This window comes from Actinoplanes sp. NPDC019969 (assembly GCF_055562375.1).
Genome location: NZ_JBVHFK010000003.1, coordinates 538,982 through 561,170 on the forward strand (window position 1 = coordinate 538,982; position 22,189 = coordinate 561,170).

General features: G+C 71.8%; 20 protein-coding genes and 2 pseudogenes. 16 read left to right on the top strand and 6 right to left on the bottom strand.

Annotated features, from left to right (window positions below):
• The 4 genes and pseudogenes from ACZ3II_RS12630 to ACZ3II_RS12645 all read left to right on the top strand — a co-directional run.
• Positions 1–999, top strand: coding sequence for a pectate lyase family protein (locus ACZ3II_RS12630; protein WP_465517739.1), 999 nt, complete (start codon positions 1–3; stop codon positions 997–999).
• 5 nt (positions 1,000–1,004) lie between these two features.
• Positions 1,005–1,952, top strand: coding sequence for a pectate lyase family protein (locus tag ACZ3II_RS12635; protein WP_465517740.1), 948 nt, complete (start codon positions 1,005–1,007; stop codon positions 1,950–1,952).
• Positions 1,949–2,896 carry a pectate lyase family protein gene (locus ACZ3II_RS12640; protein ID WP_465517741.1) on the top strand — a complete coding sequence of 316 codons (948 nt, stop codon included), beginning with the start codon at positions 1,949–1,951 and terminating at the stop codon, positions 2,894–2,896. The genes ACZ3II_RS12635 and ACZ3II_RS12640 overlap by 4 nt, the downstream gene beginning before the upstream one ends.
• Before the next feature lie 223 nt (positions 2,897–3,119).
• Positions 3,120–3,448 (top strand): annotated as a pseudogene (locus ACZ3II_RS12645) (helix-turn-helix domain-containing protein); the annotation flags it as partial.
• Here the strand turns inward: ACZ3II_RS12645 and ACZ3II_RS12650 are convergent.
• From ACZ3II_RS12650 to ACZ3II_RS12660, 3 genes and pseudogenes are all read right to left on the bottom strand, one after another.
• A pseudogene (locus ACZ3II_RS12650) lies at positions 3,430–3,615 on the bottom strand (dihydrofolate reductase family protein); the annotation flags it as partial. The pseudogenes ACZ3II_RS12645 and ACZ3II_RS12650 sit on opposite strands and share 19 nt — an antisense overlap.
• 133 nt (positions 3,616–3,748) lie before the next feature.
• On the bottom strand, positions 3,749–4,138 hold the full coding sequence (locus ACZ3II_RS12655; protein WP_465517742.1) for a TY-Chap domain-containing protein: 390 nt from the start codon (positions 4,136–4,138) through the stop codon (positions 3,749–3,751).
• Positions 4,135–4,626 carry a DUF6301 family protein gene (locus tag ACZ3II_RS12660; protein ID WP_465517743.1) on the bottom strand — a complete coding sequence of 164 codons (492 nt, stop codon included), beginning with the start codon at positions 4,624–4,626 and terminating at the stop codon, positions 4,135–4,137. Before ACZ3II_RS12660 ends, ACZ3II_RS12655 begins: the two co-directional genes overlap by 4 nt.
• Positions 4,627–4,686: 60 nt before the next feature.
• On the opposite strand from ACZ3II_RS12660, the gene ACZ3II_RS12665 reads away from it, so the two are divergent.
• Positions 4,687–4,824: a hypothetical protein gene (locus ACZ3II_RS12665; RefSeq protein WP_465517744.1), complete on the top strand. Its 138-nt coding sequence runs from the start codon at positions 4,687–4,689 to the stop codon at positions 4,822–4,824.
• On the opposite strand, the gene ACZ3II_RS12670 is transcribed toward ACZ3II_RS12665, so the two are convergent.
• Entirely contained in the window at positions 4,797–5,114 is a 318-nt protein-coding gene (locus ACZ3II_RS12670) for a winged helix-turn-helix transcriptional regulator (RefSeq protein WP_465517914.1), read from the bottom strand. The genes ACZ3II_RS12665 and ACZ3II_RS12670 overlap by 28 nt on opposite strands.
• Before the next feature lie 114 nt (positions 5,115–5,228).
• On the opposite strand from ACZ3II_RS12670, the gene ACZ3II_RS12675 reads away from it, so the two are divergent.
• Together ACZ3II_RS12675 and ACZ3II_RS12680 are read left to right on the top strand one after the other, a co-directional pair.
• Positions 5,229–5,621: a YybH family protein gene (locus ACZ3II_RS12675; protein ID WP_465517745.1), complete on the top strand. Its 393-nt coding sequence runs from the start codon at positions 5,229–5,231 to the stop codon at positions 5,619–5,621.
• Between the two features lie 99 nt (positions 5,622–5,720).
• Positions 5,721–5,939: a hypothetical protein gene (locus ACZ3II_RS12680; RefSeq protein WP_465517746.1), complete on the top strand. Its 219-nt coding sequence runs from the start codon at positions 5,721–5,723 to the stop codon at positions 5,937–5,939.
• 128 nt (positions 5,940–6,067) lie between these two features.
• Here ACZ3II_RS12680 and ACZ3II_RS12685 read toward each other — a convergent pair whose 3' ends face one another.
• On the bottom strand, positions 6,068–6,733 hold the full coding sequence (locus ACZ3II_RS12685; protein WP_465517747.1) for an HD domain-containing protein: 666 nt from the start codon (positions 6,731–6,733) through the stop codon (positions 6,068–6,070).
• 61 nt (positions 6,734–6,794) lie between these two features.
• Here ACZ3II_RS12685 and ACZ3II_RS12690 point away from each other — a divergent pair, with 61 nt between their 5' ends.
• The 5 genes from ACZ3II_RS12690 (at position 6,795) to ACZ3II_RS12710 (ending at position 15,885) form a co-directional block, all read left to right on the top strand.
• The gene (locus ACZ3II_RS12690) at positions 6,795–7,778 is read left to right on the top strand and encodes a GNAT family N-acetyltransferase (protein ID WP_465517748.1); all 984 of its coding nucleotides are present in this window, start codon (positions 6,795–6,797) and stop codon (positions 7,776–7,778) included.
• Positions 7,779–8,070: 292 nt separating this feature from the next.
• A complete protein-coding gene (locus tag ACZ3II_RS12695; RefSeq protein ID WP_465517749.1) occupies positions 8,071–10,944 on the top strand; it encodes a helix-turn-helix transcriptional regulator in 2,874 nt (957 codons plus the stop codon).
• Positions 10,945–11,306: 362 nt separating this feature from the next.
• Entirely contained in the window at positions 11,307–12,569 is a 1,263-nt protein-coding gene (locus tag ACZ3II_RS12700) for an IniB N-terminal domain-containing protein (protein WP_465517750.1), read from the top strand.
• Between the two features lie 77 nt (positions 12,570–12,646).
• Positions 12,647–14,422: a dynamin family protein gene (locus tag ACZ3II_RS12705; RefSeq protein ID WP_465517751.1), complete on the top strand. Its 1,776-nt coding sequence runs from the start codon at positions 12,647–12,649 to the stop codon at positions 14,420–14,422.
• Positions 14,419–15,885, top strand: coding sequence for a dynamin family protein (locus ACZ3II_RS12710; RefSeq protein WP_465517752.1), 1,467 nt, complete (start codon positions 14,419–14,421; stop codon positions 15,883–15,885). The genes ACZ3II_RS12705 and ACZ3II_RS12710 overlap by 4 nt, the downstream gene beginning before the upstream one ends.
• A gap of 5 nt (positions 15,886–15,890) precedes the next feature.
• Here the strand turns inward: ACZ3II_RS12710 and ACZ3II_RS12715 are convergent, their stop codons facing one another.
• A complete protein-coding gene (locus ACZ3II_RS12715) occupies positions 15,891–16,370 on the bottom strand; it encodes a hypothetical protein (RefSeq protein WP_465517753.1) in 480 nt (159 codons plus the stop codon).
• Positions 16,371–16,490: 120 nt separating this feature from the next.
• Here ACZ3II_RS12715 and ACZ3II_RS12720 point away from each other — a divergent pair, with 120 nt between their 5' ends.
• From ACZ3II_RS12720 to ACZ3II_RS12735, 4 genes are all read left to right on the top strand, one after another.
• Complete coding sequence (locus ACZ3II_RS12720) at positions 16,491–18,650, top strand: Hsp70 family protein (RefSeq protein ID WP_465517915.1); 2,160 nt, start codon at positions 16,491–16,493, stop codon at positions 18,648–18,650.
• Between the two features lie 330 nt (positions 18,651–18,980).
• Positions 18,981–21,071 (top strand): serine/threonine-protein kinase, encoded by a 2,091-nt coding sequence (locus tag ACZ3II_RS12725; protein ID WP_465517754.1) that lies wholly within the window; start codon positions 18,981–18,983, stop codon positions 21,069–21,071.
• 45 nt (positions 21,072–21,116) lie between these two features.
• Positions 21,117–21,857: a class I SAM-dependent methyltransferase gene (locus ACZ3II_RS12730; RefSeq protein ID WP_465517755.1), complete on the top strand. Its 741-nt coding sequence runs from the start codon at positions 21,117–21,119 to the stop codon at positions 21,855–21,857.
• A gap of 82 nt (positions 21,858–21,939) precedes the next feature.
• On the top strand, positions 21,940–22,074 hold the full coding sequence (locus tag ACZ3II_RS12735; protein WP_465517756.1) for a hypothetical protein: 135 nt from the start codon (positions 21,940–21,942) through the stop codon (positions 22,072–22,074).
• Positions 22,075–22,189 lie beyond the last annotated feature (115 nt).

Genomic DNA, 22,189 nt, shown 5'->3' on the forward strand with positions numbered 1-22,189 from the left:
ATGCGGCGCAGAACCCTCCTCGCCGCAACCGCCGGCGCCGTCGCCGCACCCGTCCTCGCGGGCCGGGCGTCGGCGGCCCCGGCCGGGCCGGACGGCTTCGCCACGGTCGCGGGGTACGGCAGGGCCACCACCACCGGAGGCGCCGGCGGGCCGGTCGTCACGGTCTCGACACCCGCCGCCTTCCTCGACCACATCGCCCGCCCCGGACCGTACGTCGTCCAGGTGTCCGGCACGATCACCCTGCCCCGCGGCACCACCGACGGCATGCACCCGGTCGCCTCGAACAAGACCATCGTCGGCCTCGGCTCGACCGCGGCCCTGACCGGCGGCGGCCTCACCATCGGCCTGCCGGTCTCGTCCGCGACCACCCCGCCGGCCGGCGCCGTCAACAACGTGATCATCCGCAACATCCGGTTCTCCGGCGCGTCCGACGACCTGATCAACGTGCAGATGTTCAGCCATCACATCTGGATCGACCACAACGACTTCTCCGACGGCGACGACGGGGCGGTCGACATCAAACGCGGCTCCGACCTGGTCACCGTCTCCTGGAACAGGTTCCACGATCACGACAAGACGCTGCTGCTCGGTCACGACGACGACAACGGCGCCCAGGACGCCGGCCGGCTGCGGGTCACGTACCACCACAACTGGTTCGACGGCTCCGACCAGCGGCATCCGCGGGTGCGGTTCGCGCCGATCGTGCACGTCTACAACAACTACTTCCGCGACAACAGCTACGGCATCGCCTCCACCAACGACGCGGGCCTGTTCGTGGAGGGCAACTACTTCTTCAGCGTCAACAACCCGGGCCGGGTCGACTTCAGCGGGCCGCTCGGCCGGATGGTCCAGCGCGACAACATCCTCGTCGACTGCAACCACGCCATCGAGGTACGCGGTGCGGTGGCCGACCCCCGGAGCTTCTATGCGTACGCGGCCGACAGCGCCGCGTCCGTGCCGACGATCGTGCCGGCCGGTGCCGGCGTGGGAAAGGTGTGATCAGCATGCGCAAGCTCCTGGCCACGGGCGCCGCCGCGATCACCGTCGTGGCGCTGGCCGGTGTGCCGCAGCCCGCGACGGCCGCGGCCGCCGCCGTCGCCGACGGGTTCGCCACCGGGACGACCGGCGGGGCCGCCGGGCCGACCGTCACCGTCACCACCTCCGCCGACCTGGCCCGGTACGCCGGAGCGAACACCCCGTACACCATCCTGATCAGCGGCCGGATCTCCGCCGGCGGCATGATCACCGTCGTCGCCAACAAGACGATCCAGGGCATCGGGTCCACCGCCGAGATCACCGGCGGCGGCCTGCAACTGGGCACCACCACCCGGCCCGGCAACAACGTGATCATCCGGAACATCCGGTTCAGCAACGCGTCCGACGACTCGATCAGCGTCACCAACAAGGCCCACCACGTGTGGATCGACCACAACGAGTTCCTGCCGGGGTACGACGGCTCGCTCGACATCAAACGCCAGTCCACCAACGTCACCGTCTCGTGGAACCGGTTCACCGGCACCGACAAGACGATGCTTCTCGGGCACTCCGACAACTACCCGGCGGACGTCGGATATCTCCGGGTCACGTACCACCACAACTACTTCGAGGGCTCCAACCAGCGGCATCCGCGGGTGCGGTTCGGCGAGCCGGTGCACGTCTACAACAACTACTACAAGAACATCGGGCTGTACGGGATCGCGTCCACCGAGAACGCCGGGGTGGTGGCCGAGGGCAACTACTTCGAGAACGTGCCCTTCCCGTGCCACTCCACCGGCGGGTACGCGGAGAGCAACCCGGGCCGGCTCGTCCAGCGGGCCAACGCGTTCGTGAACTCCGGCCCGTGCGAGGCCGGCGGGACCGTCACCGAACCGGGCACCTTCTACTCGTACACCCTCGACCCGGCGGCGAACGTGCCGGCGCTGGTCACCGCGGGAGCGGGAGTCGGCCGATGAGAATCGTCCTCGCGGCCGTGCTGGCCGCCGCATCGGTCCTGGTGGCAGCCGCGCCCGCGCAGGCGGCGCCCACCGTCGACGGGTTCGCGTCGGTCGCCGCGCTCGGCCTGACCACCACCACCGGCGGGATCGCCGGCCCGACCGTCACCGTCGACACCACCGACGAGCTGCTCGACGCCATCGACACCGTCGGTCACCTGACCATCCAGGTGTCCGGCACCATCGACATCACCAGCAAGCAGGGCGTACGCCCGAACAAGACGATCGTCGGCATCGGCGCGAACCCGACGATCCGGGGCGGCGGTTTCGACTTCTACCGCTCGTCCAACGTGATCGTGCGCAACCTGACGTTCGTCGACGCCGAGGACGACGCGATCAATGTCGGTCAGCAGTCCCACCACATCTGGATCCACCACAACACCTTCCGCACACCGGCGGACGGGTCGATCGACATCGTGCGCGGCGCCGACTACGTGACCGTGTCGTGGAACCACTTCGCCGGCACCGACAAGAGCATGCTGATCGGCCACTCCGACGGGGCGTCCTCCACCGACGTCGGCCACCTGAAGGTCAGCATCCACCACAACTGGTTCGACGGCTCCCGGCAGCGGCATCCCCGGGTCCGCTTCGGCGAGCCGGTGCACGTCTACAACAACTACTTCCAGAACAACGCGCTGTACGGGGTGGCGTCCACGATGAACGCGGGCGTGCTCGTCGAGGGCAACAACTTCGCCGGGGTGCCGTACCCCTGCTTCTCCACCAGCGGTTACGCCGACAGCGGCCCCGGCCGCCTGATCCAGCGCTCGAACGTCTTCACCGGCTCCGGCCCGTGCGAATCCGGCGGTACGGTCACCGAGCCGCGCACCTTCTACCCGTACACCCTCGACCCGGCCTCCTCCGTCCCGTCCCTGGTCCGGGCAGGCGCCGGCGCCGGCCGTCTCTGATCGTGGTCTCATGGTGGCGGTGCTCCGCATCGCCACCATGATCTACTTCAGCGGTGGATGCCCGGCGGACCGTTCCAGAACTGGCTGATCGGAAGCCTTCCGCATCTGCCGCCCGGCAGGCCGACGCCGCGCACCTGGACCGCAGCCGCATACCGGAGGTGCTGGACGCGGTCCTCGCCATCGAACCCGAATGGGCGCGCGGCGAAGGACCTGCGCCAGCGAACGGGCCGGGATCCTGATCCGTGACCCGCTCGTCGCCGGCGTGCTGCGCGGTCACCGGCCCGCCGTCTCCGGCCGCACCGTCGAGCGCCGGTTCCGGGCCGCGACCGGACTCACCGGGGGTGCGGTCCGGCGGATCGAGCGGGCCCGTACCGCCGCGGATCTGCTGGCAGCCGGTGACCCGGCCGCCGACGTCGTCGCGAAACTCGGCTACTTCGACGAGCCGCACCTGGCCCGGGCGCTGCGCAGCTACATCGGGCGCACCGCCGGGCAGCTGCGTGCGGGCGCCGCGGTGCGATCGGGCTCGACCTGGATCAGCGCGTCACGTCGTAGATCAGCTTCAGGATCCCGTTGGCGTAGCTCTCCGACTCGCGCAGCGTCAGCATCCGCTTGTCCCGGTCGGCCCGTCCGAACAGGCTCTTTCCCGCGCCCAGCAGCGTCGGGAAGACGAGCAGGTGGTAGCGGTCGATCAGGTCCGCGTCGGACAGCCGCCGGGGGAGTCGACGACGCCGTCGAGCGAAATGAAACCGGTCCAGACCAGGTCCCGCATGGTGCTGTCTCCTCAGTTCGGGTGAGCTGTCCCGACCAGGCTAGGTCCCGGTCGGCCCGCCCGTCGTGGACAGGACCGACGGCTCACGCGATGAAGGACCGCAACTCCACGGACGACGCGTCGGCGACACCGTAGGCCTCCCGCAAGGTCGACACCATCAACTCAGCGATCCGGGCGGCGTCGCGGCTGTGCAGGGGCCACTTGCGGACCTCAAACTGCCAGAGCGGCTGTACGGGGTGGTCTGGCGGCCGCCAGCCCTTCGCTGCCAGCACCTGCTCCTGCTCGGCGCTGAGCTGCCCGTCCGGCGGAAGGAACGCGTTGGAGACCGCGTCCAGCCGGAGTTCGTCCTGGTTCTGGATGACCTCGGTCCACCGGTTGCCGGGCGCCTCGATGATGACGACCTGGTTGAGCTGCAACAGGTGCAGGCGGGCGGCGAGGTGCTCGGTGAGCTCCTCCCACGAGGACGGGTTCATGCCGACGCCTCCACGATCGGGTCCCACCGGTCCTGCCAGCTGTTGTGCGCCCATTTCACGCACACGGAGCTTTCCAGGTTCTTGACACCGACCGTGAAGTCGGCCAGGCGCCAGCGCACGTCCACCGGCTCGCTGTGCCGCCGGGCCGCCGGCTCGCCGAAGGCGGCGATGCCTTCATCGACCGCGTCGGCGAAGGCGTCCATGACGAGCCGGTCCCGGCCGGGTGTGCCGTCCTCGAGGCGCTGTGTGACGAAGATCGTGAAGTCGCGAACCCGGCCGTCGAGGAACGCGAAGCAGACCTCGTGCTGTTCCTGGGTCAATCCGCCATCGGCGAACCCGCCCACGCCGTCGAAGACGGAATCCAAGGTCCAGCCCATTCGGCGGCACAGCTCCTCGACTTCTTCCGGCCGCCAGGACCAGGGAGTGTCTCTGATCCGCGTCATCAGGGACCGGAGCGCTTCGGGACTCGCCCGGCGCCAGCTCGTCATGCGTACTCCTCGATCGCTCACGGCTGAGGGAATCCTCCCATGATCCGTAAGGTGTCCGGCATGGCGTTCATCACCGGGCAGTCCGGGTATCTCGCGGCGATCGTCGCCTTCCTGGGGATCGGCCTACTGATCTCCGAAGAGGACCACAGCGACTCCCTCTTCGCCATCGATCAGATCGCCACGCCCTTCCCGGATTGACCGGCCGCCTCCGCCAGTAGCAGCCCGGTCCGGTACAGCTCGATGAGCAACGGCCGCAGCTGCCGCCCGGCCGGGCTGAGCTCGTAGGTGACCCGGCTCGGGAACCCGCGGACGGCCCGCCGCTCCACCAGCCCGCGCGAGCGCAGGCCACGCAGTCGTTCATCGAGCACCTTGTCGCTGAGCTGCGGAAGAGCGGCACGCAACGTGCTGAACGACAGCGGCCCGTGCATGAGTTCGCGCAGCACCAGGGTGGTCCACCGGCCGCTGACCGCGAGGAGCGCCCGCTCCACGGGACAGCCGGGCTCGGGCCGATCGGTGCGGCCGGCATCGTCCGGGACGAGTTCCGGATCCCATCGGTGACTCACCGTTTGGTGAGCCACGGCGGCGTCCGCTTGGCTGAGGTCATGTCCGATCACGAACACATCATGGCGCGGACCGCCGAGGCGGCGCTGCACCCGGCGGCCTTCGCGGCCGCGTTCAACAGCGGCGATCCGGTTGCGGTGGAGGCGATGTACGAGGACGGGGCCGTCTTCGTCCCCGCCCCCGGCAACCCGGTGACCGGCCCCGACCGGGCGGCCGCGACCGAGAGCTTCCTGACGCTGGGACTGCCGATCACCGTACGGCCGAGGCACGTCTACACCGCCGATGACATCGCCCTGCTGATCGTCGACTGGACGATCGAGGGCCCCGGCGTGCACCTCTCCGGCACGGCCACCGACGTCGCCCGCCGCGGCGCCGACGGCACCTGGCGTTACATCATCGACAACCCGTTCGGGGTGGCCGTGCCCGGTCAGTGAGCGGCATGGCGGCCCCTGCCCGGCGGCCGCCGCGACGACCGTCACGGTGGCGGGCTTCACAGAGGTACGGCGGGTGAACGGCTGATGTGTCTACGGTGGATGACACTCGTCATCGCATCCCTGGGGAGCCTCTTGCACGCCGAGATCGTCACCGCCCTCGACCGCCACCTCTCCGAAGTCCAGGCGCTGCGCAGCCTGCTCACCGACGCGCGCGCGATCGAGCCGGGCGAACGCCTCGACGTGGTGCTGCGCATCGCCGCCAGCGCCGAGCGCCTCACCCACACTGTGCACGATCAGGCGATCACCACTGCCCGCTGACCGCGGCGTCAGTCCTCGCGCCGCGCCCTGAGCAGGGCCGTCAGCCGTTCGGCGGCGCGAGGATCACGCCCGAACAACGCGGCGGCCAGCAGTGCCAGCGCGCCGGCGCCTCCGGACACCAGCGCCCACTAGGGAACCGCACCGCCACCGAGCAGGGCGGCACCGCCGCCGAACGCCGCTGCCGCCTCGGCAAGCGACCGGGGGTCGGCGCGGCGGATCGACCGGATCAATCGGCGCCGGCGCTCCCGGATGTCCGGGCCGTCCAGCGTGTCCAGTGTGCTGCACGCCAGGTCGGTCAGTTCGCGCGCCATCTCCGGCGCCTGTAGGTGGTGTGCCAGCGGAACATGGAACACGAGGGTGTCGAGCGACGCCCGCCGTCGGCTCGGTACCGGCATCGGGTCGATCGTCCGCAGGTTGTGCAGCCGGTCCGCGACGGTGATCAGGCTCAGGTCCGGGTCGGCCGGTCCGCGATCCCGGATCACCCGGTAGGTCAGGTCCTCGACCAGGCCGGCGATGCCGGACCCGAACTCGGCATGCAGCCGGCCGGAGGTGACGCTGGTGTCCTCGATGACGTCGTGGAGCAGGGCGGCGCAGATGGCGGCCGTGCTGCCACCGCCGGCCGTGACGATCCCGGCGACTGCGACGGGATGGGTGATGTACGGGTGGCCGCTCGCCCGGCGCTGCCGGCCGTGTGCGCGTTTCGCGACCTCGTAGGCGTTCCAGACCTGGGGGATGTCGCTGGATCGACCAGAGTCACTGAGGGTGCCGACGATGTCACCGATGGTGTGCCCCATGGGCTGAGTGTAGAGAAGGCGGTCACTGGCATCTTCCGGCCGACTCTGATCACGTGATCCGATGCAGGTGCGCGCGCTCGATCCACACGGTCCGGAGGCGCAGCCCTGGGCGGCGGCGTTCCGGGCCGGCCTTGCCGCCGGCCGTGAGCATCCGACGGTGGCCGGCGCCGATGCGATGCTGACCTCGCTGCGGACCACCGCCGGCAATCCGGTCAACGACCGCCGGGCGTACGGGGCCTGGGACGGCGACCTCTGTCTCGGCGGCGTGATCGTGAACCTGCCGCGGTCCGCCAACACCCACACCGCCGGCCTGGAACTCGCCGTGATCCCCGGGCATCGGCGGCGCGGCGCGGGCACGGCGCTGTACGAGGCCGCCGCCGGCCTGGCCGTGTCGCGGGCCCGCCGGGTCCTCTCGACCGAGGTCAACGTGCCGCCCACCGGCGACGACGGCGTGCGGTTCGCGGCGGCCCGGGGCTTCCGGATCACCCTCACCGAGCGCCGCTACCTGCTGGATCTGCCGTCCCGAACACCGGTGCGCGCCGGCGTTCCGGACGGCTATCGCCTGCACACCTGGACCGGTCCCGTCGCCGCCGGAACCGCCCCCGCGCTCGCCGCGATGCGCACTCTGATGGAACGGGACGTCCCCACCGGCGACCGGGACCGCGAACCGGACACGATCACCGCCGCCGAGGCCCTGCGCAACGACGAACGGCTCACCGCCGCCGGGTGGGGCATCGTCACCACGTTGCTGGGCGCCCCGGACGGCACGCCCGCCGGATACACCCGCCTGTACGTCAACTCCGACCGGCTGCACGCCCAGCAGGACGACACGTTCGTCCTCCGCGCGCACCGCGGCCACCGGCTCGGCGCCCACATCAAAGCCGCCAACCTGACCCGCCTGACGACGGACTTCCCCAGCGTCCGCCACCTGCACTCCTGGACCGCCGACAGCAACACCGCAGGGATCGCCACGAACCGCCGCTTCGGTTTCCGCCCCGTCGAGACCATGCACATCATGGAGGCGTCCCTCCCGGGAAACCGCTGACCCTCGAACTCGGGTGCTGGACGCGGCGCGAGCCGGTACCCGACGCCGGACAGCCAACCGCGAGCCGCCACCAGGCTCGAGCCGGCTGCGACCGCCGGCCGGATCACGCCGCACCCGCGAGCCGGCTGCGACCGCCGGCCGGATCACGCCGCGCCCGCGAGCCGGCCACGGCCGATTCGTGCGGAGACAGGCGTACGCGGGATGTCAGGTCGGCGTCTCTCCGGGACGGTGTGCCGGGGCAGGGCGCGTAGAGTTCGGTCGGCTGGCCGCACGCGGATGGTGGTGGGCGGATGTGACGGTCGTGGTCGGGGTGGACGGGTCGGGGCGCACCCACCGGCTCCGTCAGATCGCCGCGACCGTGCCCGGCGCGGTGTGGTGGACCGCCGGACAGTCCACGGACGGATGGCGGGCCGGGCGACCCGTCCCGGCACGTGCGGACGGCGAGGTCGCCGAAGCGGTCCGGGACGGCGCGACCCTGATCATCGTGGACGATGCGCACCGGCTCGACGCCGCGACGCTGGCCGGGCTGGCGGCTGCCTGCCGGAGCGGCGTACCGATGCTGATCTCCCGGCGGCCCACCATCGACCGGCCGGAACTGGCCGAACTCGACGAACTGGTGTCAGCCGACGGAGTGGAACTGCTCGGCGCGCTGGACCGGGACGGCGTGACCCGCCTGATCGCGGCGGTCACCGGGCGGCCGGTGTCACCCGACGTGGCCGAGACCGTCTTCACCGCGTCGGCGGGCCTGGCGACGGTCGCCGCCGCGGTCGCCGTCGCGCCGCCGGGAGTGACACCGCCGGTGCTGGTGGCGCGGGTGCAACGACGATTCGCGATGCTGGACGACACGACGGTGACGGCGGCGCGGATCCTGGCGTTGCGGCTCGACCTGCCCGATCATGTGATCGCCGGCGCCTGCGGTGTCGATCCGGCGGGGTTGGCCGCGCTGCTGCGGACACTACGTGACGAGGGTCTGCTCGCCCCCGGCGGCGAACGGATGATCCCGGCGATGGCCGAGGCGGTGCTTGCCGAACTCGGCGGGCCGGAACGCCGGCGTGTCCACGACGCGGTTTCCGGCGCCCTGATCGCCGCCGGAACCGATCCGGTCGCGGCGGCCGGTCACCTGCGCGCCGCCCGGGCCACCACGACTGTCGCCTCGGTCGTCTACCGCGAGGCCGGCGAACGGCTGCGGTTCGTGGATCCGGCGGCCGCGCTGGGCTGGCTCGATGACGCAGCCGACGCGGGTGGCGACCCGTCGGAGCTGGCGCCGGCCCGGGCCGAGGCGAGCGCGCTGCTGGGCCTGCCGGTCGACGTGGACCAGTTCACCTTCAGCACTTCCGCGCCTGACGGCGACGAGCCGGACGAGGCCGTCCCTGGCAGCGGCAGCCTTCCCGCCGACAGACATCCGCGTGCGGGCGAAAACCCCGGCTTCGGTACGGGCGTCGGCCCACCCGGGCCCGACAGCGACAGCGGAGTACACAACCTTGCGGACGGCGCCGGATCTCAGGCCGACAGCGAAGGGCACAACCTTGCGGACGGCGGAGCATCCGGGGCCGGTGGTCGAGGGCACAAACTTGCGGACGGCGGAGCGTCCGGGGCCGGTGGTCGAGGGCACGGCCCTGCGGGTGGCGGCGGACCTCGGGCCTACAGCGCAGGGCATGACCCCGCGGGCGGCGGAGCTTGGGCAAGTGGCCGGGAGACGGCCGGCGGGGCGGGATACGACGGGCGGCTGAGGCTCGTGGCCGGGGCGATCGCAGCGCACCAGGGGCGGGCCTCGCGGGCAGCGGAGCTACTGCTCGGCTCGCCGTTGCCGGGCCCGGCGATGGCCGTGCCGTCACTGATCGCTATCGGTCATGTCGCTGAAGCGCGGGCCGCGGCAGCGACCGTGGCCCCGGCGCCGCTCGCGAGGTTCGCTGAAGGTGCGCTCGCCGCGGCAGCGCCGGCGGTTGCGTTGCCGATGCTCATCGAGGCGGCGGAGGCCCTCGAACGGGGTACGCCGCCGGTGGTTCTGCCGGACACCCCGCACGCGGTGGCGGCCGTCGTCGCCGTGGCCGCCGGGGATGTGGGAACCGCGGAACACCTGCTCCAGCGCGCCCGGACGGCCCGCGTCGGCGGCCCGGTCGCCGACGAACGGCATCGGTTGTTGCTGGCGTGGGCACGGATGCGGGCCGGACGGTACGACACGGCACTGCATGAACTGCGCTTCCCACCCGGGGGAGAGTTGCCCGGCCGGGAACGGCTGCTCCGGGCGGCCCTCACGGCGGGGATCGCCCGGCGGCGCGGGGACATCGCGGGGCTGCGGGACGCCTGGACCGGAGTCGAGCCGCTACTGGCCCGCCGGGCCGTCGACCTGTGGCAACTCGAGGCGGTGGAGGAGCTCGCGGTGGCCGCGGCCCGGCTGCGCCGTCTCCACCGGGTGACCCCGGTGATCACCCTGCTCGACGGCATCGTGGCCGGGCTGAACCGCCCTGCCACCTGGTCGGTCTCGCTGGACTGGCTGCGCCTGCAGACCGCCATCGCGACCGACGATACCCAGGCTGCGGTGGCTGTCGCCGCGCGGCTAGAGCTGATCCAGAACGGACAGCCAGCCGAACATTCCGGAAACTGGGAAAGCCGGGGAACCGATGGGAACCGGGAAACCGCGAGAAGTAGGGAACACCGGGAAAGTAGGGAACGCCCGGAACAGGGGGAACGCGAGGAACACCGGGGGAGCGGGCTGGAGGATCGGGCGCGGGCGCAGTGTCGGGCGGCGCAGCGGTGGGCGGAAGTGCTGGACGGGCGGGTGGAGCCGGATGCCGTCATGGCGGCCACCGAGGACCTGGTCGCGGCGGAGCTGCCGTGGGAGGCGTCGCGGCTGGCGGGGCAGGCGGCGATCCGTACCACTGACGCCACAGCGGCGCGGCGCCTGCTGGAACGCGCCCGTGAACTGTCCGAGCCGGACGCTGAAAGCGGCGCGGCAACCCCGGCAACCGGGTCCGGGAACCTCTCCGATCGCGAGGTCACCGTGGCCCGGCTGGTGCTGGCCGGCAGCACGCACCGGGAGATCGGCGCGCAGCTCTACATCGCGCCGAAGACGGTCGAGCACCATGTGGCCCGCATCCGCGGCAAACTCGGCGCGAGCACCCGCGCCGAGTTGCTGGCGATGCTGCGGGAGATGCTCGGCGCCTGACAACGCGAGGGCATGCCTGAACCGCGAGGGGCATGCCTGAACCGCGAGGGGCATGCATGAGCGGCAGTGGGGGACGGTCGTGAGGGAACGCCTGCCGCAGCCGCCGGGGGTCACGGGACCGTGGCGGCCCCGTACCGGAGCGAAAGGGGTGAGAGAAGGCCGGCGAACCGGGAGCCGGGCGTCTGACCTGCGGAGATCGTTATCGATCCGCTGAGTTGGATATGCGACGGAAGGCTAGGGAACCCCCTAGGGGAGGCCCTATACCACGGGGGACACCCCGATGCCCGCACCGGGTTATGGGTCGCACGCTGGTGCCGTGTCCGGGTGAAGAAACGCCGGCGCTCACCGAGCGAGGAGAGATCATGACCGTCAACGCCACCGAGGCCCTCAAGGACTTCGTCCTCAACCTGCTGACCGACCGTGAGTTCGCCGCCCGTTACGCGGAGGACCCGCAAGGCACCCTGGCCGCCGAGGGTGTCACCGAGACCGACCTGTCGACCGTGGACGTTCCCGAGGTCGTCAGTGTCGCCGCCGCCCAGCCCGAGGTCTCGTCGGAGGCCCGGTCCGCGCTGCAGGGATACACGTCCGGCGGTGGGGGAGGCGGTGGTGGCGGCGGGTACGCGCCTCCGCACGCCGCGACCGGCACCCAGTCGGTGGACCACGTGGTGCAGCACCTGAACTACGTCACCTACGCCACGTACGAGGGTGACGAGTACGTGACGCAGACTCTGGACCTGACCGTCACCACCGTCAACGACAACAGCTTCGACCTGGACGTGGACGGCAACGTCTTCGGCGACATCGACGCCTCCAACGTCAGCGCGGTCGGTGACGGCGCGGTGGCCGGAGGCCGGGACGTCACCGGTGTCGCGACCGGCGACGGAGCGGTGGCCGGCGGCGGGAACGTGGCCGGGGCGACCGGGGACGGCGCGGTGGCCGGCACCGGCCCGGTGAACGCCGCGACCGGCGCGGGCGCGGTCGCCACGGCAGGTGACGGGGACGTCAACGCGGTGACCGGGGACGGCTCGACCATCGTGGACGGGGACATCAACTCGGCCTCCGGCGACGGCAGCCAGATCATCGACGGCGACAACTTCGGTCAGGCGAACACCGGTGACGGCGCGGTGCAGGTCGGCGACGACCTGTCGGGCGCGGTGAACACCGGCGTGAACACCGGGATCGTGGCCGACGACCTGGACGACGCGGTGGTCGGCGACGGCAACCAGACCGTCCAGTCCGACGGCGACATCGACGAGTCGGTGATCAACTTCGGGGACGGCGACGTGGCGAACCTGCCGGACGCCGACATCGACGACAGCGCGGTGTCGTTCGGCGACGGGGACGCGGCCAACGTCAGCGACGTGCGGGCCGACGACGGGTCGGCGGTGTCCGCGGGCGGCAACGCGTCCGGCAACAACGAGGACAACGACACCACGATCAACGACAACGACACGAACATCCAGGACAACGACACCACGGTCACGACCGTCGAGGACAACGACACCACCGTCGAGGACAACGACACGAGGATCGAGGACAACGACACCCGCATCGAGGACAACGACACCAAGATCGAGGACAACGACCGGATCGAGGACGTGGACGACAGCAACGTCGTCGCCTGACCGGAGCAGACCAGCGTGTGGATTTCGGGCGCCATAGGCGGCCGAAATCCACACACGTGAAGGACCGGGGAGGAACCGTGGCCGAGGTCGCGAAGGCGGTAGCCGTGGTCGATCTGGCGCTGAAGGCGTGTACGGCGTACGACCGCCCCGACGCCGCCACCCGCCTGACCACCGCCAAGCAGGCCCTGGCCGACCCGGTCCTGCACGTGGTGGTCGCCGGCGAGTTCAAACAGGGCAAGAGTTCCCTGGTCAACGCTCTGGTCGGCGCGAACATCTGCACCGTCGACGACGACGTGGCCACCGCCGTGCCGACGTATGTGCGGCACGGTGACAAACCCGAGGCGGCCCTGCTGTACGAGCCGGGCCGCCGCGAGTCCATCCCGGTCGCGGACGTCCGCCGGCACGTCCTGGAGAACAACGAGGGCTCGAAGGACCGCCCGTCCGGTGTCGAGGTCCGGATCCCCCGCAAGATCCTCGCGGGCGGCATGGTCCTGGTCGACACCCCGGGCGTCGGCGGCCTCGGCTCCCCGCACGCGGTGGCGAGCCTGTCCGCGATCTCGATGGCCGACGCGGTCATCTTCGTGACCGGCGCCGCCCAGGAGCTGACCCGCAGCGAGGTCGACTTCCTGCAGCGGGCCCGCTCGCTGTGCCCGGTCGTGGTCTGCGTGATCACCAAGACCGACTTCTACCCGGCGTGGCGGCGCATCCGCGACCTGAACGAGCAGCACCTGGCCCGGCACTGCCCGGTCCCGCTGATGCCGGTGTCGTCGGCGCTGCGTTCCCGCGCGGTCAAGGCCAACGACACCGCCCTGAACATCGAGTCCGGATTCACCGACCTGGTCAAGTTCCTCACCGACCGGATCGGCCGGTCCGCCGCGGACCGGCTCGTCGCCGAGGCGATGGCGGAGACCGCCGAACTCTGCGACCAGCTCGACAACCGGTTCCGGTCGGAGAAGGCGGCCCTGGCCGATCCGGAGGCCGCCGCCCGGGTGGTCCGCGAGCTGACCGAGGTCAAGGAGCGGGTGGAAGCCCTGAAGAGCGCCGCCGCCAAGTGGAACCTGACCCTCGGCGACGGCGTCACCGACCTGACCTCCGACATCGACCACGACCTGCGGGCCCGGGTCCGGGTGGTGATCGCCGAGGCGGACGCCGCGATCGAGGAGGCCGACCCGGCCGACACCTGGCCGGAGATGGAGGCCTGGCTGCAGGCCCGGATGGCGGACGAGCTGCTGGCCAACTACGAGCTGCTGCGGCAGCGGGCCGGCGAGCTGAGCCGGCGGGTCGGCGACCACTTCCACGAGGCGTCGACGATGCTGATGCGCCGGCCGCCGGTGGCCGACCCGACACCCCTGGCCGCGGTCGCCGACTTCGAGCACAAGATCGACCTGCAGCGGATGCGGCTGCCGAAACAGGCGATGGTGGCGCTGAAGAGCGCGTACGGCGGCGCCCTGATGTTCATCCTGCTCGGCAGCCTGGTCGGCGTGCAGCTCGGCCCGATCGGCCTTGGCATCGGCCTGGTGATGGGCCACCGTGGGCTGCGCGACGAGAAGAAACGCCAGGTGCAGAAACGCCGGACGGAGGCCCGCAACGCGATCCGCCGCTACTGCGACGAGGTCAGTTTCGTGGCCAACAAGGACTCCCGGGACACCCTGCGCCGGGTGCAGCGGCAGTTGCGCGACCACTACAGCGGCCTGGCCGAGGAGCTGAACCGCTCCAACGCGCAGGCCCTGGCCAGCGCCGCCGACGCCGCGAAACGCACCCAGGCCGACCGGGACCGGCGCCTCAAGGACGTCGACGCGGAACTCGAACGGGTCCGCCAGCTGCGCAAACGGATATTGGCGGTGACGGGATGACCCTGCCGGACCGGACCCGGGCCGTACTCGATCAGGCGATCGCCGTGTACCGCGGCACCCCCGACGCGGCACGGCTCGCCGCGATCCGGGAGCGGCTCGGCGCGCCGCTGCGGGTGGCCGTCGCCGGGCGGGTCAAGGCCGGCAAGTCCACCCTGCTCAACGCCCTGGTCGGGGAACGGCTGGCGCCGACCGACGCGGGGGAGTGCACCCGGATCGTCACCTGGTACCGCGACGGCCACGGCTACCAGGTGCACGCCTACCCGAAACGAGGCGAGCCACGGCAGCTGCGGTTCACCCGCGACGACGGGGCCATCGACGTCGACCTGGGCGGGCTGACCGCCGGGGACGTCGCCCAGCTGGTGGTGACCTGGCCGGCCGGGGCGCTGCGCACGGTCACCCTGATCGACACGCCGGGCATCGGGTCGCTGTCCGAACAGGCCGCCCAGCACACCTGGGACCTGCTGGTCCCGGACGACGAGGAGACCCCCGCCGACGCCGTGGTCTACCTGCTGCGGCACCTGCATCCCGGCGACGTCGAGTTCCTGCGCGCCTTCCACGACACCGAGGTGTCCCGGCCCAGCCCGGTCAACGCGATCGGGGTGCTGTCGCGGGCCGACGAGATCGGCGCGGGCCGGCTCGACTCGATGGCCTCGGCCCGCCGGATCGCGGCCCGGCTCGGCACCGACGCCAACGTGCGGCGGCTCGTGCAATCGGTCGTACCGGTGGCGGGTCTTCTCGCCGAGACCGCCGTGACCCTCACCGAGACCGAGGTCGCGCACCTGCGCAAGATCGCCGGCCTGCCGGTCAAACAGGCCGAGGAACTGCTGCTGTCCGCCGACCGGTTCGTCAACACCATGCCCGAGGCAGGTTTGACCTCATTGGAGCGCGCGGGGCTTCTGGCCCGTTTCGGGCTTTTCGGGGTACGGCTGACGAGCACCCTGATCCGCCGGGACACCGCCACCACCGCGGCCGCCCTGGCCAAGGAACTCGCCGAACGCAGCGGCCTCACCCAGCTCCGCGAGATCATCGGCTCGCTGTTCCTGGAGCGCCGCGACGTGCTGAAGAGCCGGTCCGCGCTGCTCGCCGTCGCCGAACTCACCCGGGTCCGGCCCCGGCCCGGCGCGGAACCGGTGACCGCCGCCGTCGAGGAGATCATGGCGTCCGCGCACCCCTTCAACGAGCTGCGCGTGCTGTCCAGCCTGCGGGCCGGCTGGATCACCGGGAAACCGGAGGCGGTCGCCGAGCTGGAACGACTGATCGGCGGGTCCGGGGCGGCGGTCAGCGAGCGCCTGCACCTGCCGCCGGACGCGCCGGCCGCCGAACAGTCCGCCACCGCCCAGGCGGCACTGGTGCGCTGGCAGCGCCGGGCGGAGAACCCGCTGACCCCGTACGAGCTGGCGGTCGCGGCCCGGGTGGCGGTGCGCTCCTGCGAGGGCATCCTCTCCGGCCTGGACCGGCGCTGATGGCCTCACTCCAGCAGGTCGTCGGCCCCGTCGTCGTCCACGTTCCAATCGACCTCCGCAGCGTCGGCGGGGACCGTCCCATCGGCCGGTTCGTCCAGCTCGATCGGGTCGTCGGGGAAGTCCAGCGGTGCAACGTCGAGCGTGACGTCGCTATGGTCGAGGGTGGGTTCGGCGTCCGTACCGAACACACCCGTACCGAAGTCAAGATCGGCTTCCTCGAGGCCGCCGGTCTCCGCCGTGGGATCGGAATCCGCGCCGCCAGGCGCCGTGATCATAAGGTCCAGCCAGTCCGGCTCCGCGCCGTCCACAGTGCCGGCTCCGACCACGCTGTGGGCGCTCACGAACGGCGCCAGATGCTCGGCCACCTCGGCGGGCGCGGTGTCGGCATAACTGATCACGGCCTCGGCCACCAGATCCGCCGGCAGATCGTGCAGCAGGCCGGCCGGATCGCCGGCGGCACCGGCGCCGGTCAGCCCGGCGAACACGTCGCGGAGGGGGAGGTCGGGATCCATGCACCAACCATATGAGCGCCGCGAGCCGGACGTCTGGGGGAAAGCCCCCGCCGAACCCCCCATCCGCGACCACACGATACGGAGCGTCAGGTGATGTACGCACTCGGCATCGATCTCGGCACCACCTACACGGCCGCCGCGACGTGGCGGGACGGGCACGCCGAGATCGTCCCGCTCGGCGGGCGGGGCGCGGCCATCCCGTCGGTGGTGTTGCTGCGCGCCGACGAGACGTACCTGACCGGGGAACCGGCCGGTCGGCGCGGGCTGACCGAGCCGCACCGGGTGGCCCGCGAGTTCAAACGGCGCATCGGCGACACCACCCCGATCCTGCTCGGCGGGGTGCCGCAGTCGGCGGAGGCCCTGACGGCCCGGATGCTGCGCGCCGTCGTCGAGCAGGTCGCGGCGCGTGAGGGTGGGCTGCCGTCGGCCACCTGTGTGTCGTACCCCGCGAACTGGGGCCCTTTCAAGATCGACCTGCTGAAGCAGGCCGTGCGGATGGCCGACCTGCGCGGCGACGTCACCTACACCTCCGAGCCGGAGGCGGCCGCGGTCAGCTACGCCCAGCAGCAGCGCCTGGCGACCGGCGCGGTGATCGCCGTGTACGACCTGGGCGGCGGCACCTTCGACGCGGCGGTCCTGCGCAACACCGGCCTGGGCTTCGACATCCTGGGCCGTCCCGAGGGCATCGAACGGCTCGGCGGCATCGACTTCGACGCGGCGGTGTTCCACCACGTCCGGGCCGCGCTCAACGGCAAACTGGAGGAACTGGACGACGAGGACACCACGGCGATCACCGCCGTCGCCCGGCTGCGGGAGGAGTGCGTCAACGCCAAGGAGGCACTGTCCTCGGACACCGACACGACGATCCCGGTGCTGCTGCCCAACATCGCCACCGAGGTACGCCTGACCCGCACCGAATTCGAGGCGATGATCCGGCCCGCCCTGTACGGCTCGGTCGACGCCCTGAAACGCGCCGTCCGTTCCGCCGGCTGCGAACCGGACACCCTCGACGCGATCCTGCTGGTCGGCGGCTCGTCCCGGATGCCGGTCGTGGCCCAGACGGTGACCAGCGAGTTCGGCCGGCCGGTCGCCGTCGACGCGCACCCGAAGCACGCGGTGGCCCTGGGCGCGGCGTGGCTGGCCGGCGGTGCCCGGGCCGCGGTGTCGGGTCCGGCCGCGGGTCGTGCGACCCCGCGGTCCGTCCCGTCCCAGCCGGTCTCGTCCCGGCCGGTCTCCTCCTCGGCGCGGGCCGGTTCGGTTCCGCCCGTTTCCACCTCGCCTCTGCCCATGCCGTCGCCGGGGGACTCCCCGGCGGTCACGGTGCCGGTCGCGGTCAACGACGTCGCCCAGGCCGAGGCGGTCCGCATTCCCGCGGCCCCGGCGCCACCGGTGAACGCGCAGTCCACGGCGATCCTGCCGTCGGCCGACAACCCGGAGATCCCGCCCGCGCCGGTGGTCGGCCGGGTGGCGTCCCGGGTGTCCGGCCGGGCTGCTCCCGGTGCCACGCCCGCGTCTTCCGGGTCCACACCGCCGTCCCAGCCCTCCGGTCGGAGCGCCGGATCCGTTCCCGTTTCCGGTCGGAGCGCCGGATCGGTTCCCGCGTCCGGCCGGGCCGCCGCCTCGCCCGCCCCCACGTCGCCCGCCCCGGCGCGGCGGCCCGCACCGACCGGCAAGGAGCTGGCGAAACGCCGCCGCAGCAGACGGCGCCTGATCTTCGGGATCGCCGCGGTCCTGCTGGCCGCGATGCTGGTCGCGGCCGGGGTCGCCTACGCGCAGTACCGCGACGAACCCGGCACAGGCCAGGGCGCGAACCCGTCGGCGAGCGCGAAACCCAGCGTGAAACCCGCCGCTCTCGCCGCCGACGAGCAGTGCACCGACGAGATCAAGAGCAACAAGCGCTGGGTCTGCCTCACCTCCGCGGTGATCGCCGACGGCAAGCTGACCGTCGACTACGAGGCCGACTGGGGCGGCTCCGAACCGGACGCCACCGGCGGCTACCACCTGCACGTCTGGGGCGGCAGCGGCGGCGCCGATCACGACATGGGCGCGCACGTGCCGAGGAGCGAACGCGGCGAATGGTACGTCGTCGACCGCGATCCGTCCGTTCTGGACGTCACCGACGACCGCTTCATCAACGCTATCGGCGACGCGCAGAAGGTGTGCGCCCGGATTGCGCTCTCCGGGCACGGTTTGGTCAAGGACGGTAAATCCGGCTACAAGACCGGCAACTGCGTCAAGATCACCCGCCGCTGACGTCCCGTGACGGGCTCGCTTGATCGAGCCCGTCCGGTGGGCCGTCTGCCGAGTCCCTCCAGTGGGCTCGCCTGAACGGTCAGGATCGCGCCGTCCCCGGTCCGCGCCGATCCGGCGAGAGCATCACACCGCGTCGATTCTGGATCGCCCGGTACCAGCGGCTTCCGCCCCTGCTCCCCGCCACCGCCGGCGAGCCGGTGGCCGGTCATCACCCATGATCAACTGTCCGGTTCGGATCAGCGACCGTCCGCGCCATGGCTGACCCGGTCAAATGTCGGTACTTTCGGTAGTCATCAAGATTCGCACGGTGACAGCAGAGGGGTCCGTCGCATGGCCGGAGACGAGCCGCTCGGTCGCGAATACCTTCTCCACGAGGAGATCGGCAGAGGTGCTTCGGCGGTGGTCCGGCGGGCCACGAGCCGGCACGGTGGCCCGCCGCTTGCGGCCAAGGTGCTGCATGCGGCGTACGCCGGCGACCGTCGCGTCCGCAACCTGATCCTCCGTGAGGAGGCCGCGCTGCGCGACCTGCACCACGAGTCCATCGTGGCCCTGCGTGACCTGGTCGTCGAGGGCGGCCGGATCACCCTGCTCACCGAGTACGTGGACGGCCCGAACCTGCGCCGTCACCTGACCGCACGCGGCGGCCGGCTGTCCACCGCCGAGGCCGGCGCGATCGGGGCACGGGTCGCCGCCGCGCTTGCCGCCGCCCATGCCCAGGGCGTCGTACACCTCGATCTCAAGCCGGAGAACGTCCTCATCACCCGGGACACCGTCAAGATCACTGACTTCGGGGTGGCCGCCCTGCTCTCCGACGCCCAGCCGCTGGCCACCGGCGGCACTCCCGGCTACATCGCCCCGGAACTCGTCTCCGGCGGAACCGCCACCGCCGCCGCCGACGTGTACGCCCTCGGCATCCTCCTCACCGAAATGGTCACCGGCACCGTCCCGGAGGGCCCACCCGGCCCCGACGCCCCACCCCTGATCCACCACTGCCTGGCCGTCGACCCCCGCGACCGCCCATCGGCCCGCGCGGTCGCCGCCCAGCTCCGCGCCGCCCTCGGCCTCCCACTCACCGCCACCCCTAACCCCACCACCCAGCCTCCCGCCGCGCCCGCACCCCACCCCGCCGCTCCCGTCGCCCACCCTGCCGAAAGCGGTATTCAGCCTGCCGCGTCCGTCTCCCATCCCGCCGTGAGCGCCCCGCACCCCGCTGCGAGTGGTATGCCGGAAAGCGCGGCCGTCCCCCAGCTCTCCGGGGGCGTCCCGGCTCCATCCGGCTGGTCGTCAGTGCTGTCTCACAGCTGCGGAGACAGCCCTGACGACCAGCCGGACAACCCCGGCTGGCTCTCACGGCTGTCTCGGCGGCCGGGAGGCAGCCATGAGAACCAGCCGAACAAGATCCACATCCGAGCTGACGGAACCGGGCCGAACGGGACCGAACCGGAGACCGCAAGACTGGACATACGGCCGGGACGGAACGAACCGGAAACCGCACGCCTGAATCTGCCCCCGGGCGCGCGAGCCGACGCGACCGCGCCCAGGCTGAACCCGACCAAGCTCAACCCACCCGGCCGGGTCCGGGCGAATGCGGCGGTGCCGGCGAACCCGGCGGGGCGGGGAAGGGCGAATGCGGCGGGGCGGGCGAACCCGGCGGAGCGAGGGCGGGCGAACCCGCCCGGTGAGACCCGCTTTCAGCCCGGCCGCGCCCGCGAGCGGCTCTCCGAAGTCCTTCCCGAGATCGTTCCCGAGCTGATCTCCCCGGTTCTGCGCTGGGGCGGCCTGACCCTGGCCATCTCCGCCACCTTCACCGTCGTCGTCTCGATCGTCGTCGGTATCACCGTCTACGTCGGTGGCAGCGACGCCGCCGACCGGGCCCTCCCTCCGCCGGTTCCGGTGACGATCGCCCCGACGGTCACGATCGCCACCGAGCCGGTGGCCGTCGACCGGACCCGGGCCACCTACGCCGCGCACCTCCCGGCCGGCGCCGGCACCCTCTACCTGGCGTTGCGTGACGGAACCGGTATCGCTTACCTGTGCGACGGCGACCGGGTCGAAGCGTGGTTCCGGGGCGCCGTCACCCGCGGCGAGTTCCACCTGACCGGGAGGCAGGGGCGTCTCGACGGCTCGTTCACCAGGGCGAACGCCACCGGGGAGGTGGTTGTCGAGGGTCGTACGACAGGTTTCGCGCTTCCCGCCGTACGCAAGCCTTCCGGTCTTTATCGGGCTTCCGCGCGGGTCCGTGACGCGGAGGTGAAGGGCGGCTGGATCGTCCTGCCGGACGGTAGGCAGGTCGGCGTGCTGACGGTCGCGGGCGATCCGCGGCCGGCGCCGGCGTTGAACACGGCGGGCCGGGTCGCGGATCTGGACGGCGCACCGGTGTCCGCGACCGAGATCGATGTGGAGAACGGCGCGGGGTTCTGAGTGGCACCTGCGAGAGTGGAGGGGACGCACGGAACGGAGGCCCGCGTGCACATCGAACTCGACAGCCCTTCAGCGGTCGACGGCAGGCATCTGCGGGCCGTCGCCTTCAACCAGGTCCGCCTGATGTACGCGGGCTTTCACCTGGAGCAGGCCGGCATCGGCCCGGGCAGCCGTGCCCTGGTCGTCGGCAGTGTCCGCGGTGATCTGGCCCGCGGCCTGGCCGGGCTGGGCCTGACCGTCACCGCCGTCGACCCGTCGCCGGCCGCCACGAAACTCGCGCAGGAACGTGACCCGTCCGGCCGGGTCCGCTACCGCACGCACGATCCGGACGCCCTCGACGGCGGCCCGTTCGACGTCGTCTACTGCGCCGACACGTTCGAGATCGTCGATGATGTCCGCGCGGTCGCCAAGGCGGTGAGCGGGGTGCTGCGCCCGGACGGGCTGCTGCTGTTCGACACGGTGGCCCGGACGGTGCCGAGCATGCTGATCTACCTGGTCGCGTTCCAGCGCCTGCCGATGACCCGGATCATGCCGCCGGGGCGCTACGCGGCGGCCCGCTTGCGGCCTCCCCGGGAGCTGGCCGACATCCTCGGGACGTACGGGCTCCGCGCCATCGACGTGCGCGGGTTCAAACCCCGTACCGTCTCGGGCCTGGTGAAAGCGGTCCGGCAGCGCCGCGCCGGCCGCATCACCGACGACGACGTCGCGGGCCTGACCGATTTCGTCCTGGAGAAGCCGGGCGGCGTCCCGGCCGTCACCTACCTGGGCGCGGCCCGTCACGGGTGATGCCGCAGCGAGCGCCGCCGTCCGCTGCACCGACCAGTCGTCGGCGTACCGTTCCCGGATCGTCGCCGGCAGCGCGTGCGCGATGCGGCTCAGCACGTCGTCGCGCACCTCGGCGGACGCCGGCTCGCCGAAGATCTCCGCCCACGGTCTGATCGCGTTCGCCATCGTGCCGGTGAGGGTGAGGTTCGCGTACGCCGGCTCGTTCCACCCGTCGTAGGCCTGTTTCAGCTGCTCGACCGGCACCTTCAGCCACGCCGAGCAGGGGAGTTCCGACCGGATGTCGAAATCGAGCGGGTCGAGCGGCGCCTGACAGCAGGAACAACCGGTGGGGT